Genomic DNA, 13,621 nt, shown 5'->3' on the forward strand with positions numbered 1-13,621 from the left:
GCGACGAACGGCGGCATGGGGGCGCGGCTGCACGGGTGCGCCGCGCGGATCGAGCGACGAGCGCGTGGGGTTCTGGCCGACGCGCCACGAACGGCGGCAGGCCCTGGCCCGGGGGTGGCGTCAGCTGGCCTGGTTCGGGACGCATCCCGGCCCGCGGCCAGGCGTCATCGCGTGGCGCTTCGGGCGGTTCGGCACGACGGCCCGGCGCGGCGGACCCATTCGAGCCGGGCGGATTGGCCGGACGCGTCGATGCAGCGGGCGTGGGCGTGAACGCAGGCGCGACCGTCGGCGCGGGCACGCGCTGACGCTCGACGCCCGCCCCCAGATCACGGGGATCGAAGGCGACTTCCTCGGCACGCGCATCAAAGACATGGTGGCAGACGCCGCAACGCACGCGGCCATCGCGCAGGCGCAGCTGATCCTGCACCACACGAAAGGCCGTCCGGCAAGACGGGCAGCGAGTGACGAGGTCGGCCATCAGGCGGTCTTCACGCCATGCAGGCAAACCCACCCGTCCTGCGCCTTCCAGACGGACATCGCCATCCAGGGCGCATAGGCCGCGGCGACCTCCTCGGCCTGACGTTCAAGCACGCCCGAGAGTACGAGGCGCCCATTGGCGGCCACGCGGCCGCACAGCATGGGGGCAAGCACCTTGAGCGGATTGGACAGGATGTTGGCCACGACGACATCGAACTCACCCTCGGCCAGATCGTCGGGCAGCATGGCCTGGAGGGTGACGTCGTTGGCCTCGGCATTGTCCTGAGCAGACTGCACGGCCTGCGCGTCGATGTCCACGCCAATCACCTCGCGCGCACCCAGCTTGTGAGCGGCGATCGCGAGAATGCCGGAACCACAGCCATAATCGAGCACGCGGCTCCCCTCGGGCAGATGTGCGGCCAGCCAGCCCAGGCACAGATGGGTGGTGGGATGGCTGCCCGTGCCGAAGGCCAGGCCCGGATCGAGGCGGATGCACACGGCATCCTCGCCCAGGCCCTGCGGCAGCTCGTGCCACGAGGGCACGATCCAGATGCGGCCATCGACGGCGATGGGGTCGAACTGCGACTGCGTGAGTCGCACCCAATCCTCGTCCGGCACCTCACGTACCGTCCAGGGCGGCGCGGCAGCCAGTTGGGCAAGACCGCACGCCGCGGCGATCAGTGCACCGGCGTCGGCATCCTCACCCAGCAACGCCACCACACGGTTGCGTTGCCAGGCGTTGGTATCGGGCTCCAGACCCGGCTCGCCGTACAGCGGCTGCTCGGCAGCCGTGCCGTCGTCGGCATCGGCCACGGACACGGACAGCGCGCCCGCGTCCAGCAAGGCCTCGGACCACGTCTCGGCCTGCTCCTGCAGGCATTCGAACACCAGTTCGCGCATCGGCGAGATTCCTTGCTTACCGCTAGACCGGGCGCTGGGCCAGGCGTTCTTCGAGATAATGGATGCTGGTGCCGCCCTCGACGAAGCGGGCATCCTGCATGAGTTCGCGGTGCAGCGGCACGTTGGTCGTGATGCCTTCGACCACCACCTCCGACAGCGCCACGCGCATGCGGGCAATCGCCTGCTCACGGGTGTCGCCGTACGTGATGATCTTGCCGACCATCGAATCGTAGTTGGGCGGAATGAAGTAGCCGTTGTAGACGTGCGAATCCACCCGCACGCCCAGGCCGCCTGGCATGTGCCAGTTCGTCACGCGCCCCGGGCTGGGCGTGAACTTGAACGGGTCCTCGGCGTTGATGCGGCATTCGATGGCGTGACCACGGAACTCGATGTCGCGCTGGCGCAGCAGGAACTTCTCGCCCGCGGCGATGCGGATTTGCTGCTGGACCAGGTCCACACCCGTGATGAGCTCGGACACGGGGTGCTCGACCTGGATCCGCGTGTTCATCTCGATGAAGTAGAACTCGCCGTTCTCATACAGGAACTCGAACGTGCCCGCACCGCGATAACCGATCTTGCGGCAAGCGTCCACGCAGCGATCGCCGATGCGCTCGATGAGGCGGCGCGCGATATGCGGCGCCGGCGCTTCTTCGATCACCTTCTGGTGGCGGCGCTGCATGGAGCAATCGCGCTCGCCCAGCCACACGGCGTTGCGCCCGCCATCGGCCAGTACCTGGATCTCGATGTGGCGCGGGTTCTCGAGATACTTCTCGAGATACACCTCGGGGTTGTTGAAAGCGGCGCCCGCTTCCGAACGCGTCATCGTGACGGCGTTGGGCAGCGCGGCCTCGGTGTGCACCACGCGCATGCCGCGGCCACCGCCGCCGCCCGCAGCCTTGATGATGACCGGGTAGCCCACGCGCTTGGCGATCTCAATGATCTCTTTCGGATCGTCGGGCAGCGCACCCTCGGAGCCGGGCACGACCGGGATGCCCGCGGCGATCATCGCCTGCTTGGCACTCACCTTGTCGCCCATCATCCGGATGGTTTCCGGACGCGGCCCGATGAAAACGAAGCCGCTCTTCTCCACGCGCTCGGCGAAGTCGGCGTTCTCGGAGAGGAAGCCGTAGCCGGGGTGAATGGCCTCGGCATCGGTGACTTCGGCGGCCGAAATGATGGCCGGCATGTTCAGGTAGCTCTCGCGCGAGGGGCCGGCCCGATGCACACGGATTCGTCGGCCAGGCGCACGTACTTGGCGTCGCGGTCGGCCTCCGAATGCACGGCCACCGTCTTGATACCCATCTCACGGCAGGCGCGCTGGATGCGCATCGCGATCTCGCCGCGATTGGCGATCAGGACTTTCTCGAACATGGGCGTTTAACCGATGACGAACAGCGGTTGGCCGTATTCGACAGGCTGACCGTTCTCGACCAGGATTTCCTTGATGGTGCCGGCCTGGTCGGCCTCGATCTCGTTCAGCAGCTTCATCGCTTCGATGATGCAGAGCGCGTCGCCTTCCTTGACGGTCTGGCCCACGTCCACGAAAGGCGCCGCACCCGGGTTCGGCGCGCGGTAGAACGTGCCGACCATCGGCGCCTTCACGACATGACCCGAGAAGGCAGGCTTCTCCGGCACGGCAGCGGGCGCGGCAGCGGCCTGCGCGGCAGGTGCCGCAGCATGCTCGGGCGCCGGCGCCGGCGCAGCCCAGGCCTGCATGGGGGCGGCGACGACCTGCGTGTTCTTGACGATGCGGACCTTGCCTTCGCCCTCGGTGATTTCGAGTTCGGCGATGCCGGATTCAGCGACGAGGTCGATCAGCGTTTTGAGTTTTCGGAGATCCATGGAGTTTCTTCCGGGTTCTTAGGTGACACGCAGCGCCGGCCAGGGCGCACGGGACAGGGGTTGGTCTGGGGACAAGCCATCACGCCGGTATCGAACCGGCCTGCATGGCCTCAGGCGGTGGCGTCCTGCGCGAGCGCATGCTGCAGCGCCCACGTATAGCCAGCAGCGCCCAGTCCGACGATCGTACCGACGGCCAGGTCGGAGAAATACGAGTGATGACGGAACGGTTCGCGACGATGCACGTTGGACAAATGGACTTCGATGAACGGCAATGCCACGGCCGCCAGGGCATCGCGCAGCGCCACGCTGGTGTGCGTGTAGGCGGCCGGGTTGATGATGATGAACTCGGTCCCATCGGTACGCGCTGCCTGGACGCGATCCACCAGGGCACCCTCGTGATTGCTCTGGAAGGTGCGCAACGTGGCGCCCGCCCCATCGGCGATCCGAGCCAGGCCGGCGTCGATGTCGGCCAGCGTGGCGGCACCGTAGACCTGAGGCTCGCGCGTGCCGAGCAGATTCAGGTTGGGGCCGTGCAGCACCAGGATGTTACGGGCCATTGGGCAAAAAAGCGTTCAAAGGCGGCGATTTTCGCGCCAAAACGGCGCGCTTGTCCACCGGTAGCTCCCTGTTATACAGCAATCGCTGGTAACAGAGGCGGATTCAGCGGGCGGCCTGGGCGAGGGAGGGGCGCAGATTGTCGGGCGATATCTGCCCCGCAACAGCACGGATGATCCTGCCATCTCGGCCGATCACCGCCGTAAAAGGCAACCCGCCCGTGCTGCTGCCCAGGCCGCGCATGAGGTCCAGGCCCTGGGCGCGCGCTTCCAGCAGCGTATAGCCCACCGGCACTTTCTGCACGAATTCGCGCATGTTCTCCGGGGAATCGACACCGATCCCGACAAACGTCACGCCCGGGAATTCGCGGTCGAGCGCATCCAGATCCGGCATTTCCTTGACGCAGGGCGCACACCAGGTTGCCCAGAAGTTCACCAGCATGGGCTTGCCGCGCCACTGGGCCAGCGGCTGTGGCGTGCCTTTCAGGTCAGGCAGCGTGGCAGCAAAGAGCGTGTCCGTTGCGGCCCCGGCCGTCGCGGCACCCTGGTCCTTGCAGGCACTCATCAGACCCAGAACCGACACTGCAGCGACGGTGCACCAGCGCCGACGCGCAGGTGAAGGGGCAGCCTGGCGGGGGAAGGGTTTGGCCTGCATCACGTGACGTCGGCGCTATCCGGCGCCGCCTCCAGCAACTGTTGCACGGCCCGGGCGTCGCCCCGCTCCGGGCGTCCATCCGGCCCCGGTTTCAAGGCGCCACGCAAATCATCCCGGTCGTACACGACGACGGTGACGGCCTCGTCCAGGCGCTCGAAGTGCATGGCCTCGACCACCTCGCGCGTGAAACCCACGCGTTCCTCGGTGTCGAAATCCACGCCGGCGTTGAGCAGGAAGATGGCGACGTCCTTGGCGGAATCGGTGAAGCACTGGAGCACGATCTCACTGTGCTCGCCCGCCGTGCCGTTCCAGACGGCACCCGCCAGGTAGGGGTCGAAGCGCGCCAGCCAGTCCATCAGGCTCAGGGCGGCCTCGCGCAGCTCGCGCAGGCGCTGCGGCTGCGTGTCGCCCATATAGAGCGCGAGATACTCGCGCAGGGCAGCCTCGATGTGCGAGTTGTCGGGCATGATGTCGCCGCGGGGCAAAGCCGATTGGCCAAGCAGCTGGCGCACCGCCTTGCGTTTGGCGGTGCTGTAGTCCAGGCCATCCTCGGCGATCATGCGGGCAGCGGCGTGGGCGATCTCGTCGCGCAGGTTGGGGAGAGCCATGGGCTTATTGTGCCACGCCGGGCGGCCGGGCCCCGGCAGCTACAATGCCGCCATGCACCTACACATCCTCGGCATCTGCGGCACCTTCATGGGAGGTCTCGCCCTGATCGCGCGCGCCGCAGGGCATCGCGTGACGGGTTGCGATGCGGGCGTCTACCCGCCCATGAGCACGCAACTCCAGGCCCACGGCATCGAACTCTGCGAAGGCTTCGAGGCCGACCAGATCGGCCTGGGCGCGGATCTCTATGTGATCGGCAACGTCGTCAAGCGTGGCAATCCGCTCATGGAAGCCATTCTCGACGCAGGCTTGCCCTACGTGTCCGGCCCGCAGTGGCTGGGCGAACACGTGCTGCAGGGCCGGCATGTGCTGGCGGTGGCCGGCACGCACGGCAAGACAACCACGACGTCCATGCTCGCGCACGTGCTCACCCAGGCCGGACGCGACCCGTCCTTCCTCGTGGGCGGTGTGGCGCTGGACCTGGGCGTCTCGGCACGGCTCGCACCGCCCCCGGCGCACGGCCGTGGGCTCTTCGTGATCGAGGCGGACGAGTACGACACGGCCTTCTTCGACAAGCGGTCGAAATTCGTGCACTACCGGCCGCGCACGGCCATCCTGAACAATCTCGAATTCGATCACGCCGACATCTTTCCGGATCTGACGGCCATCGAGACGCAGTTCCATCATCTGGTGCGCACCATTCCCGCCAGCGGCCGTGTGATCGCGCCGGCCGGTGACGAGGCGCTGGCCCGCGTGCTCGAGCGCGGCTGCTGGTCCGAGGTGGTCTACACGGGTGGCGATGCCACCTGGGCGGCCAGCGCGCCAGCCGCCGATGGCAGCTTCGTCGTCTCGCATCAGGGCCGCGAGGCTGGCACCGTGGCATGGGCCCACCAGGGCGCGCACAACCGCGCCAATGCCCTGGCCGCCATTGCGGCGGCCGAGCACGTTGGCGTGCCCCCGGAAGTGTCCATTGCCGCACTCACTGGCTTCGTGGGCGTGCGCCGCCGCATGGAGTTGCGCGGCACCGAGCGCGGGGTGGCGGTGTACGACGATTTCGCGCATCACCCGACCGCCATCGCCACCACCCTCGCCGGCCTGCGTGAACGGGTGGGCGACGCCCGGGTGCTCGCCGTGCTCGAGCCGCGCTCAAACACCATGAAGCTCGGCGTCATGAAGGCCCGTCTGCCCGAGTCCCTGACCGACGCTGATCTCGTCTTCGGCTTTGGCGCAGCTCAAGGGCGCAACGCACTGGGCTGGGATCTTGCCGAGGCGCTTGCCCCCCTGGGCGAGGGCGCCCGCGCCTTCGACGATGTCGAGACGTTGGTGCAGGCCGTCGCCCAGGCGGCCCGCGCCGGCGATCACGTCGTCGTGATGAGCAATGGCAGCTTTGACGGCGTGCACGAACGCCTCCTGGCGGCGCTGCGCGCGTCCAAGGCCGGCGCATGACGCCGGCCGCGGATGCGGTCCGCTCCCTGCCGCCGGTGGTGCTGTACCTGCACGGCTTCCGTTCCGGCCCGGCCTCGGCCAAGGCGCAGATGATGGCGCAGGCCCTGCGCGAGCGCGATCTCGCGCTGCACTGGATCTGCCCGCAACTGCCCGCCAGCCCGCGCGAGACCGCTGCGCTCATCGAGTCGCTGGCCGCCCCGCACGCCGGCCGGCTGGTGCTGGTGGGCTCCTCGCTGGGCGGCTATTACGCCACTTGGCTGGCCGAGCGCGTGGGCTGCCCGGCCATCCTGCTCAACCCCGCCGTGCATCCCGCCCGCGAACTCGCCAAGCACGTGGGCGAGCAGGCGATGTTCCACAGCGACGCGCCGTTCGTCTTCCGTCCGGAGTACGTCGATGAACTGCGCGCGCTCGCCGTGCCGCAGATCACCCGGCCCGAGCGCTACTTCCTCGTGGCCGCCACGGGCGACGAAGTGCTCGACTGGCGCGAGATGGTGGCGCACTACCCGCACGCCCGGCACCGCGTGATTCCCGGCAGCGACCACAGCATTTCCGACTTCGCCCGCTGGCTGCCCGAGGTGCTCGCCTTCGCTGGCATCGACGCCCCGACTTCCTAATCCCAAGCATTCGCCGACACGCCGCTCGCAACGGCCCCATTTCTTTATGCACGTTCTGTACGAAGACGATGGCAGCTTCAAGGCTGCCACCATTTTCAACGAGGCCGACGCCAGCCTGCAGGTCGAGGCGGCCAGCGGCAAGCGCAGCAAGATCAAGAAGAACAACGTCATTCTGCGCTTTGCCAGCCCCGAGCCGGCCGAGCTGCTGCGCCAGGCCGAGGCCGCCGCGCAGGAGCTCGATCCGCCTTTTCTCTGGGAAGTCGCGCCCAAGGATGAATTCGCCGTGGCCGATCTGGCCGCCGAGTACTTCGGCCATACGCCGAGCCCGGTCGAAGAAACCGCCGTGCTGCTGAGTCTGCACGCGGCCCCCGTGTACTTTCACCGACGCGGCCGCGGCCGCTATCGGCCCGCGCCCCCGGACATTCTCGAAGCCGCGCTGGCCGCGCTCGAGAAGAAGAAGCGCCAGGCCGAGCAGCAACAGGCCTGGGCCGACGAGATGCTCGCCGGCACGCTGCCCGAGGCCATTGGTCGTCAGGCCGATGCCCTCGCGTTCCGCCCGGACAAGAACAGCCAGGAATGGAAGGCGCTGGACCTGGCCTGCCAGCAATCCCAGAAGAGCGCCATTCGCCTGCTCCTGGAGCTGGGCGCCTGGCCGCATCCGCTCGCACTGCTGCGCCGCCGCTTCCTGCAGGAACACTTCGGCCGCGGCGTCGAATTCGCGCCCGTGGAGATCCCCACCCACGCCGAGCCGCCGCTTGCCGACGTCCAGGCCTACTCGTTCGACGACACGGTCACCACCGAGATCGACGATGCCTTGTCCGTGCGCGAAATCGACGACACGCACATCCGCGTGGGCGTGCACATCGCGGCGCCCGCCCTGGGCGTGACGCGCGATTCGCCGCTGGACGTGCTCGCGCGTGCGCGCATGTCCACCGTCTACATGCCCGGCGACAAGATCCCCATGCAGCCGGACGAGGTGATCCGCGCCTACTCGCTGGACGCGGGCCGCCCGGTGCCGGCGCTCTCGCTCTACACCACGATCGATACGCTCACGGGTGACGTGACCGACGTCGAGACCAAGCTCGAGACGCTCGCGATCGCCGCCAACCTGCGCCACCCGGTGCTCGAGCCGCTGGTGAGCGAAGCCGCGCTGGAAGACGCCGAGCGCGAGCTGCCCCACCCCGAGCTGCTGCGCCCCCTGTGGCGCGGCGCCAAGGCCTTGCTGCGCGTGCGCGAGACGGTGCGCGGCAAGCCCGAGCTCAACAACCGCGTGGAATATAGCTTCTACGTGGATGGCGACCCGCACGATCCGGACAACGCCCACGTGCGCATCGTGCCGCGCCAGCGCGGCGCGCCCCTGGACCGCATGGTGGCCGAATACATGATCCTCGCCAACAGCGTATGGGGCGGCATCCTCGCCCAGCACGGCGTGCCGGGGATCTACCGTTCGCAGCAGGCGGGCCGCGTGCGCATGAGCACACACGCCCTGCCTCACGAAGCCATGGGCGTGCCGCAATACGCCTGGTGCACGTCGCCCCTGCGCCGCTACGTGGACTTGGTCAACCAGCAACAGCTGATCGCCATCGCCGAGCACGGCATCTCCGCCCCGCTGGCCGCGCCCTTCAAGCCCAAGGACGCCGAACTCTTCGCCATCATTGGCGCGTTCGAAGCCAAGCACGCCGCGTATCACGAGTTCCAGGATGCCATGGAGCGCTACTGGTGCCTGCGCTGGCTGCAGCAGGAAGGCGTCACGCGCACCGACGCCGTCGTCGTGCGCGACGACGTGGTGCGCCTGGCAGACCTGCCCTTCTACACCCGCATTCCCGGCCTACCCCAGCTCGCCCGTGGCCACGTCGTGAGCCTGGACATCATCGGCATCGATGAAGTCGAACTCACCCTGGAGTGCCGCTACGCCGGCGACGGCACCCCGGCCGACGCGCAGGACATGGGCTTCGTGCCGCAGGAAGCCGAGCCCGTGCCGGTGGACGCAGCGACGGTGCCGGCGCCCACGGACAAGCCCGAAGGCGAGCCGCCTGGGGTGTCTTGAGGATGTGAGCGGGCGAACCGCCGTTCACAGGCTCACGATCAGTCTGCGGTCAACGCGTACACATACTGATCGAACACCTCATCGCCTATCTTCTCCGCCTGCGCGAGCACCCCTTCGCGCACAAACCCCAGCCGCTCGGCCACCGCGCGGCTGGGCTGGTTCGGCGTTGCACACATGATGACGAAGCGCCGCACGAGGCGCTGCGCGCGGTAAGCGTTCATCAGGGCCTGCACGCTGGCCGTGACCAGACCCTGCTTCTCCTGGCGCTGATCGATCCAGTAGCCAATGTCCGCACATCCGTTCGGCACGTCGAGCACGTTGAACGACACGACGCCGGCGAGCGGCCCGTCGTGTTCCATCACGTACACGGCGTTGGACTTGCCGAAGGTGTCGGCCGCCTTCTTGCAGAAGTCCACGGTGTCGCTGTATTGGCGGATGAAGCGGGGCCAGTGCAGGGTGTGACACAGGCGCGGCTGATTGCGCGTGACGAGCGCATGCACGTCGGGCGCATCGGGCGGGGTGATGGCGCGCAGGCGCAGCGACTCGGTGACTTGCAGCAAGCGCGGAACGGGCCCCGGGCGACCGGCATCCCGCCAGCGGGCGGGTGCCGCCGGCGCGCCCGCGCCATGGCCCTGGTCGGGAATTGACCCGGCATTGAACTCGCGTTCGTCGTTCATGCTGTCGCCTCGCCTGCGTTGCTTCGCCGTGCGGCATCCAGAATAGCAGGCCGCACTGTCACATCCGCGTCAAGCGCCGATGGCGTAATGGGCACATTCCAACGCCCACGAGAGGCCGACGCCCTTGACCCACGAGACCTCGCGCCGCTACCGGACCATCTGGATCTCGGACCTGCACCTGGGCAGCTCGGGCTGCCAATCCGAGGCCCTGCTGGACTTTCTCACCCACCACGAGTGCGAGACGCTCTACCTCGTGGGCGACATCGTCGACGGCTGGCAACTGAAGCGGCGCTGGGTATGGCCGCAGTCGCACAACGACGTCGTGCAGATGATTCTGCGCAAAGCCCGCAAGGGCACGCAGGTGATCTATGTGCCGGGCAATCACGACGACTTCGCCCGCGAGTACGTGGACCATCATTTCGGCGGCATCGAGGTGCTGTACGAGGCCGAGCACGTCACACTCGATGGCAAGCGGCTCTGGATCACGCACGGGGATCTCTTCGATGGCGTGATGCAGTACGCGCGCTGGCTCGCCTACCTGGGCGATGCACTCTATCAGGGCGCGCTGAAGGCCAATGCCTGGTTCAACCGCGCCCGCGCCCGCATGGGCCTGGGGTACTGGTCGCTATCCCAGTACCTCAAGCACAAGGTCAAGGACGCAGTGTCCTTCATCACGGCCTTCGAGAATGCGCTGATCCAGGAAGCGCGCCGCCGTGGCTACGACGGCGTGGTCTGCGGCCACATCCACAAGGCCGAGCTGCGCGACGTGGACGGCATCCTCTACTGCAACGACGGCGATTGGGTGGAGAGCCGCACGGCGCTCGTCGAGCACTGGGACGGGCGCCTGGAAGTTCTCGAGTGGACCGCGCCGCTCGCTGCCACACCGGGCCTCGAGCCGAGCCCGGTGGTGCCGTCCGCGCCACCCGCGCCGAGCATGCCCACGCCTGCCGCCGCGTCGGTGGCCATCCGCCCCTCTGCCCCGCCTAGCGCGAGCGCCGCCCGTCCGGATCGCCGCATCCCAGAAGGAGTCGTGCCCGAATGAAGGTCGTCATCGTCACGGATGCCTGGAAGCCCCAGGTCAACGGCGTGGTGCGCACGCTCACGCAGACGCGGCTGGAGCTGGAACGCCTGGGCCACGAGGTCGTCCTCATCACCCCGCTCGAATTCCGCACCATCCCCTGCCCGACCTACCCGGACATCCGGCTCTCGCTCTTTCCCGGGCGCAAGCTCGCGCGCCTGCTGGCCGAGGCGGGCCCCCAGGCCCTGCACATCGCCACCGAAGGGCCGCTGGGTCTTGCCGCGCGCGCGTGGGCGCGCGAGCGCAACCTGCCCTTCACCACGGCGTACCACACGCGCTTTCCGGAATACGTCCATGCGCGCATCCGGTTGCCGCTGTCGGCCACGTACCGATTCCTGCGGTGGTTCCATGGCGGCAGCCGGGCCATCATGGTGCCGACCGAGGTGGTGCGCCGCGACCTCGTCGCCAACGGCTTTCCGCCCGAGCAGGTCGTGCTGTGGTCGCGCGGCGTGGATCTGGATATCTTCCAGCCGGGCCCGGCGATGGCCAATGACGCGCGCCCGCCGATCTTCCTGTGCGTGGGCCGGGTGGCCGTCGAGAAGAACCTGGAGGCCTTTCTCCACCTGGACCTGCCAGGCACCAAGTGGGTGGCGGGAGAAGGCCCGCAGCTGGACGAGCTGCGCCGACGCTATCCCGACGTGCGCTTCACGGGCGTGCTGGGCCAGACCGAACTCGCGAGCCTCTACAACGCGGCGAGCGTCTTCGTCTTTCCGAGCCGCACGGACACCTTCGGTCTGGTGCTGCTCGAAGCCATGGCCTGCGGCTGTCCGGTCGCGGCCTTCCCGGTGACCGGGCCGCTGGACGTGCTGGGCGATTCGCCCGCCGGCGTCATGGACGAAGATTTGCGCGCGGCCTGCCTGCGCGCGCTCGACATCCCGCGCGAACTGCCGCGCGCGCATGCCGAGCGATTCTCCTGGGCCAACGCGACGCAGACCTTCCTGTCCTACCTGCACCCCTTCCCGCCCCCGCCCTCCGGCGGTGGCGAGAGCCCCTTCAAGAGCCACGGCGGCGTGCGCCGCGTCTGGAACGCGCTGCGCTATTCCATGCGCGGGCTGGGCTCGGCCTGGCGCCTGGAGAGCGCCTTCCGGCAGGAACTCGCACTGGCCACCCTGCTGCTCCCGCTCGCCCTGCTGCTGCCGCTGGAGCCCGTGCCGCGCCTGGCCTTGATCGCCTCGGTGATCCTGGTGCTCATCGTGGAGCTCCTGAATTCGGGCATCGAGGCGGCCGTGGACCGCATCTCCCTGGACGTGCATCGGCTCGCGGGCCGGGCCAAGGACTACGGCAGTGCCGCCGTGCTGCTCGCCCTGGGGTTGTGCGGCCTCACCTGGGCCTTGCTCGCCGGTCCGGTGATCTGGCGGCTCCTGGTCAACTGAGGGGTGATGGTCTGACGCGCCCGCCGCTTGCGGGCGCCGCCACCCGACTTACAATGCCCGCGTGACCCCGGATGCCACACTTTCCCTGGCGACACCGCGGCCGGTCGCGCGGCGCTATCTCGTGGCGGGCGTGGTCGTGTCGCTGCTCGTGCACGCCCTCGTCCTCTCGCTGCAGTTTCGCGGGCCGCCGCCGCCCGCGCCCGTGCGCGACCTGGGCCTGGAAGTCGTGCTGCTCAACATGCGCGCCGAGAGCCCGCCGGTGCAGGCAGACGTGCGCGCCCAGGCCAACCTGGACGGTGGCGGCGACGATGCCGCAGGCCTCGCCCGCTCGCCCCTGCCGGCCGCCCCGGATGCGGACACCCAGCTTGCCCTGGCGCGCGAGACCGAGCGCCAGCGTGAACTCGAAGCCCAACAGCGCGCCTGGCTGACGCTGCTCGCCAGCCAGGCCCAGACGGCCGCGGCCGACGACGACGACCGCCCGGCCGATGCTGGCACACCCGCTGACGCCGCCACGCTCGCCGAGCTCGCCCAGCAGTACGCGGCGATCTCCGCCCGCGTCGAGGATTACCAGCGCCAGCCACGCCGCCACTACTTTGCGCCGTCGGCCTCGGCCTGGCCCTATGCGGCGTACGTCGAAGCCTGGCGCGAGCGGGTCGAGGAGGTGGGCAACCGCTTCTATCCCGCCGCCGCGCGCGGCCGCGTGTACGGCTCGCTGCGCCTCACGGTCTTCGTGCGGGCCGATGGCAGCGTGGAACGCATGGCGCTCGATGCCTCGTCGGGGCACACGGTGCTGGACAACGCCGCGCAGGACATCGTGCGCCGCGCGGCGCCTTTCGCGCCGTTCCCGGACGGCATCCAGCGCGAGACTGACGTCATCGCCATCACCCGTACCTGGCACTTCCAGAACGACGCCTTCACCACGGAGACTCCCTGATGGGCGACCGCCCCCTTCGCTTTGCCGTCATCGGCAACCCGATCGCGCACAGCCGCTCGCCGGACATCCACGCCCGGTTCGCCGAACAGACGGGCATTGCGCTCGTCTATGAACGACGCCTCGCCCCGCTCGACGGCTTCGATGCCAGCATCGACGCGTTCTTCGCCGAGGGCGGCCAAGGCCTGAACGTGACGGTGCCGTTCAAGGAGCTCGCCTGGGAACGCGCCCGCGAGCACCTCACCCCGCGGGCGCGGGAGGCCGGTGCCGTCAACACGCTCTGGCCCCGGGACGGCGCCCTCATCGGCTGCAACACCGACGGCGTGGGACTGCTGCGCGATCTGCAACGCCTGGGTGTCATGTTGGCCGGGGCCCACGTGCTGGTGGCGGGCGCGGGCGGCGCGGCGCGCGGCGGCGGATG

Annotated in this window: 13 protein-coding genes and 3 pseudogenes; 8 read left to right on the forward strand and 8 right to left on the reverse strand. The window is 68.8% G+C overall.

Annotated features, from left to right (window positions below; genetic code table 11):
* From IMZ29_RS20995 to IMZ29_RS21025, 7 genes and pseudogenes are all read right to left on the reverse strand, one after another.
* On the reverse strand, positions 1–478 hold a 478-nt coding region (locus IMZ29_RS20995; RefSeq protein WP_216187984.1), incomplete at its 3' end, for an MJ0042-type zinc finger domain-containing protein.
* Entirely contained in the window at positions 478–1,377 is a 900-nt protein-coding gene (gene prmA / locus IMZ29_RS21000; RefSeq protein WP_216187987.1) for a 50S ribosomal protein L11 methyltransferase, read from the reverse strand. The genes prmA and IMZ29_RS20995, both read right to left, overlap by 1 nt.
* A 22-nt stretch (positions 1,378–1,399) precedes the next feature.
* A pseudogene (gene accC, locus IMZ29_RS21005) lies at positions 1,400–2,748 on the reverse strand (acetyl-CoA carboxylase biotin carboxylase subunit).
* Positions 2,749–2,754: 6 nt separating this feature from the next.
* Positions 2,755–3,219, reverse strand: a complete 465-nt coding sequence (gene accB / locus IMZ29_RS21010; RefSeq protein ID WP_216187990.1) for an acetyl-CoA carboxylase biotin carboxyl carrier protein — start codon at positions 3,217–3,219, stop codon at positions 2,755–2,757.
* 110 nt (positions 3,220–3,329) lie between these two features.
* Complete coding sequence (aroQ, locus tag IMZ29_RS21015) at positions 3,330–3,776, reverse strand: type II 3-dehydroquinate dehydratase (protein ID WP_216187993.1); 447 nt, start codon at positions 3,774–3,776, stop codon at positions 3,330–3,332.
* Between the two features lie 103 nt (positions 3,777–3,879).
* Entirely contained in the window at positions 3,880–4,338 is a 459-nt protein-coding gene (locus IMZ29_RS21020) for a TlpA family protein disulfide reductase (RefSeq protein ID WP_216187995.1), read from the reverse strand.
* Between the two features lie 89 nt (positions 4,339–4,427).
* Entirely contained in the window at positions 4,428–5,036 is a 609-nt protein-coding gene (locus IMZ29_RS21025; protein WP_216187997.1) for a hypothetical protein, read from the reverse strand.
* 52 nt (positions 5,037–5,088) lie between these two features.
* On the opposite strand from IMZ29_RS21025, the gene mpl reads away from it, so the two are divergent.
* The 3 genes from mpl to IMZ29_RS21040 are packed head-to-tail and all read left to right on the forward strand — an operon-like array spanning position 5,089 to position 9,141.
* Positions 5,089–6,480 carry a UDP-N-acetylmuramate:L-alanyl-gamma-D-glutamyl-meso-diaminopimelate ligase gene (mpl, locus tag IMZ29_RS21030; RefSeq protein ID WP_216187999.1) on the forward strand — a complete coding sequence of 464 codons (1,392 nt, stop codon included), beginning with the start codon at positions 5,089–5,091 and terminating at the stop codon, positions 6,478–6,480.
* Positions 6,477–7,094 (forward strand): YqiA/YcfP family alpha/beta fold hydrolase, encoded by a 618-nt coding sequence (locus tag IMZ29_RS21035; protein ID WP_371820383.1) that lies wholly within the window; start codon positions 6,477–6,479, stop codon positions 7,092–7,094. Before mpl ends, IMZ29_RS21035 begins: the two co-directional genes overlap by 4 nt.
* A gap of 46 nt (positions 7,095–7,140) precedes the next feature.
* Complete coding sequence (locus IMZ29_RS21040) at positions 7,141–9,141, forward strand: ribonuclease catalytic domain-containing protein (protein WP_216188002.1); 2,001 nt, start codon at positions 7,141–7,143, stop codon at positions 9,139–9,141.
* A 38-nt stretch (positions 9,142–9,179) separates the two neighbouring features.
* On the opposite strand, the gene IMZ29_RS21045 is transcribed toward IMZ29_RS21040, so the two are convergent.
* Positions 9,180–9,818: a GNAT family N-acetyltransferase gene (locus tag IMZ29_RS21045; protein WP_216188005.1), complete on the reverse strand. Its 639-nt coding sequence runs from the start codon at positions 9,816–9,818 to the stop codon at positions 9,180–9,182.
* A gap of 124 nt (positions 9,819–9,942) precedes the next feature.
* Between IMZ29_RS21045 and IMZ29_RS21050 the strand changes: the two genes are divergently transcribed.
* The 5 genes and pseudogenes from IMZ29_RS21050 to aroE form a co-directional block, all read left to right on the forward strand.
* Complete coding sequence (locus IMZ29_RS21050; RefSeq protein WP_216188008.1) at positions 9,943–10,860, forward strand: UDP-2,3-diacylglucosamine diphosphatase; 918 nt, start codon at positions 9,943–9,945, stop codon at positions 10,858–10,860.
* A pseudogene (locus IMZ29_RS21055) lies at positions 10,857–11,858 on the forward strand (glycosyltransferase family 4 protein); the annotation flags it as partial. The gene IMZ29_RS21050 and the pseudogene IMZ29_RS21055, both read left to right, overlap by 4 nt.
* Positions 11,859–11,939: 81 nt before the next feature.
* A complete protein-coding gene (locus IMZ29_RS21060; protein ID WP_216188017.1) occupies positions 11,940–12,269 on the forward strand; it encodes a diacylglycerol kinase in 330 nt (109 codons plus the stop codon).
* 61 nt (positions 12,270–12,330) lie between these two features.
* On the forward strand, positions 12,331–13,203 hold the full coding sequence (locus tag IMZ29_RS21065; protein WP_216188011.1) for an energy transducer TonB: 873 nt from the start codon (positions 12,331–12,333) through the stop codon (positions 13,201–13,203).
* A pseudogene (gene aroE, locus IMZ29_RS21070) lies at positions 13,203–13,621 on the forward strand (shikimate dehydrogenase); the annotation flags it as partial. The gene IMZ29_RS21065 and the pseudogene aroE, both read left to right, overlap by 1 nt.

The organism is Verticiella alkaliphila, assembly GCF_018904615.1.
Classification (GTDB): domain Bacteria; phylum Pseudomonadota; class Gammaproteobacteria; order Burkholderiales; family Burkholderiaceae_B; genus Verticiella; species Verticiella alkaliphila.

Coding starts and splice junctions, on each gene's coding strand:
- IMZ29_RS21060 (WP_216188017.1), top strand. CDS start 11,940: ATGCGCGGGCTGGGCTCGGCCTGGCGCCTGGAGAGCGCCTTCCGGCAG.
- IMZ29_RS21020 (WP_216187995.1), bottom strand. CDS start 4,338: ATGAGTGCCTGCAAGGACCAGGGTGCCGCGACGGCCGGGGCCGCAACG.
- IMZ29_RS21035 (WP_371820383.1), top strand. CDS start 6,477: ATGACGCCGGCCGCGGATGCGGTCCGCTCCCTGCCGCCGGTGGTGCTG.
- mpl (WP_216187999.1), top strand. CDS start 5,089: ATGCACCTACACATCCTCGGCATCTGCGGCACCTTCATGGGAGGTCTC.
- IMZ29_RS21040 (WP_216188002.1), top strand. CDS start 7,141: ATGCACGTTCTGTACGAAGACGATGGCAGCTTCAAGGCTGCCACCATT.
- IMZ29_RS21045 (WP_216188005.1), bottom strand. CDS start 9,818: ATGAACGACGAACGCGAGTTCAATGCCGGGTCAATTCCCGACCAGGGC.
- aroQ (WP_216187993.1), bottom strand. CDS start 3,776: ATGGCCCGTAACATCCTGGTGCTGCACGGCCCCAACCTGAATCTGCTC.
- prmA (WP_216187987.1), bottom strand. CDS start 1,377: ATGCGCGAACTGGTGTTCGAATGCCTGCAGGAGCAGGCCGAGACGTGG.
- IMZ29_RS21025 (WP_216187997.1), bottom strand. CDS start 5,036: ATGGCTCTCCCCAACCTGCGCGACGAGATCGCCCACGCCGCTGCCCGC.
- accB (WP_216187990.1), bottom strand. CDS start 3,219: ATGGATCTCCGAAAACTCAAAACGCTGATCGACCTCGTCGCTGAATCC.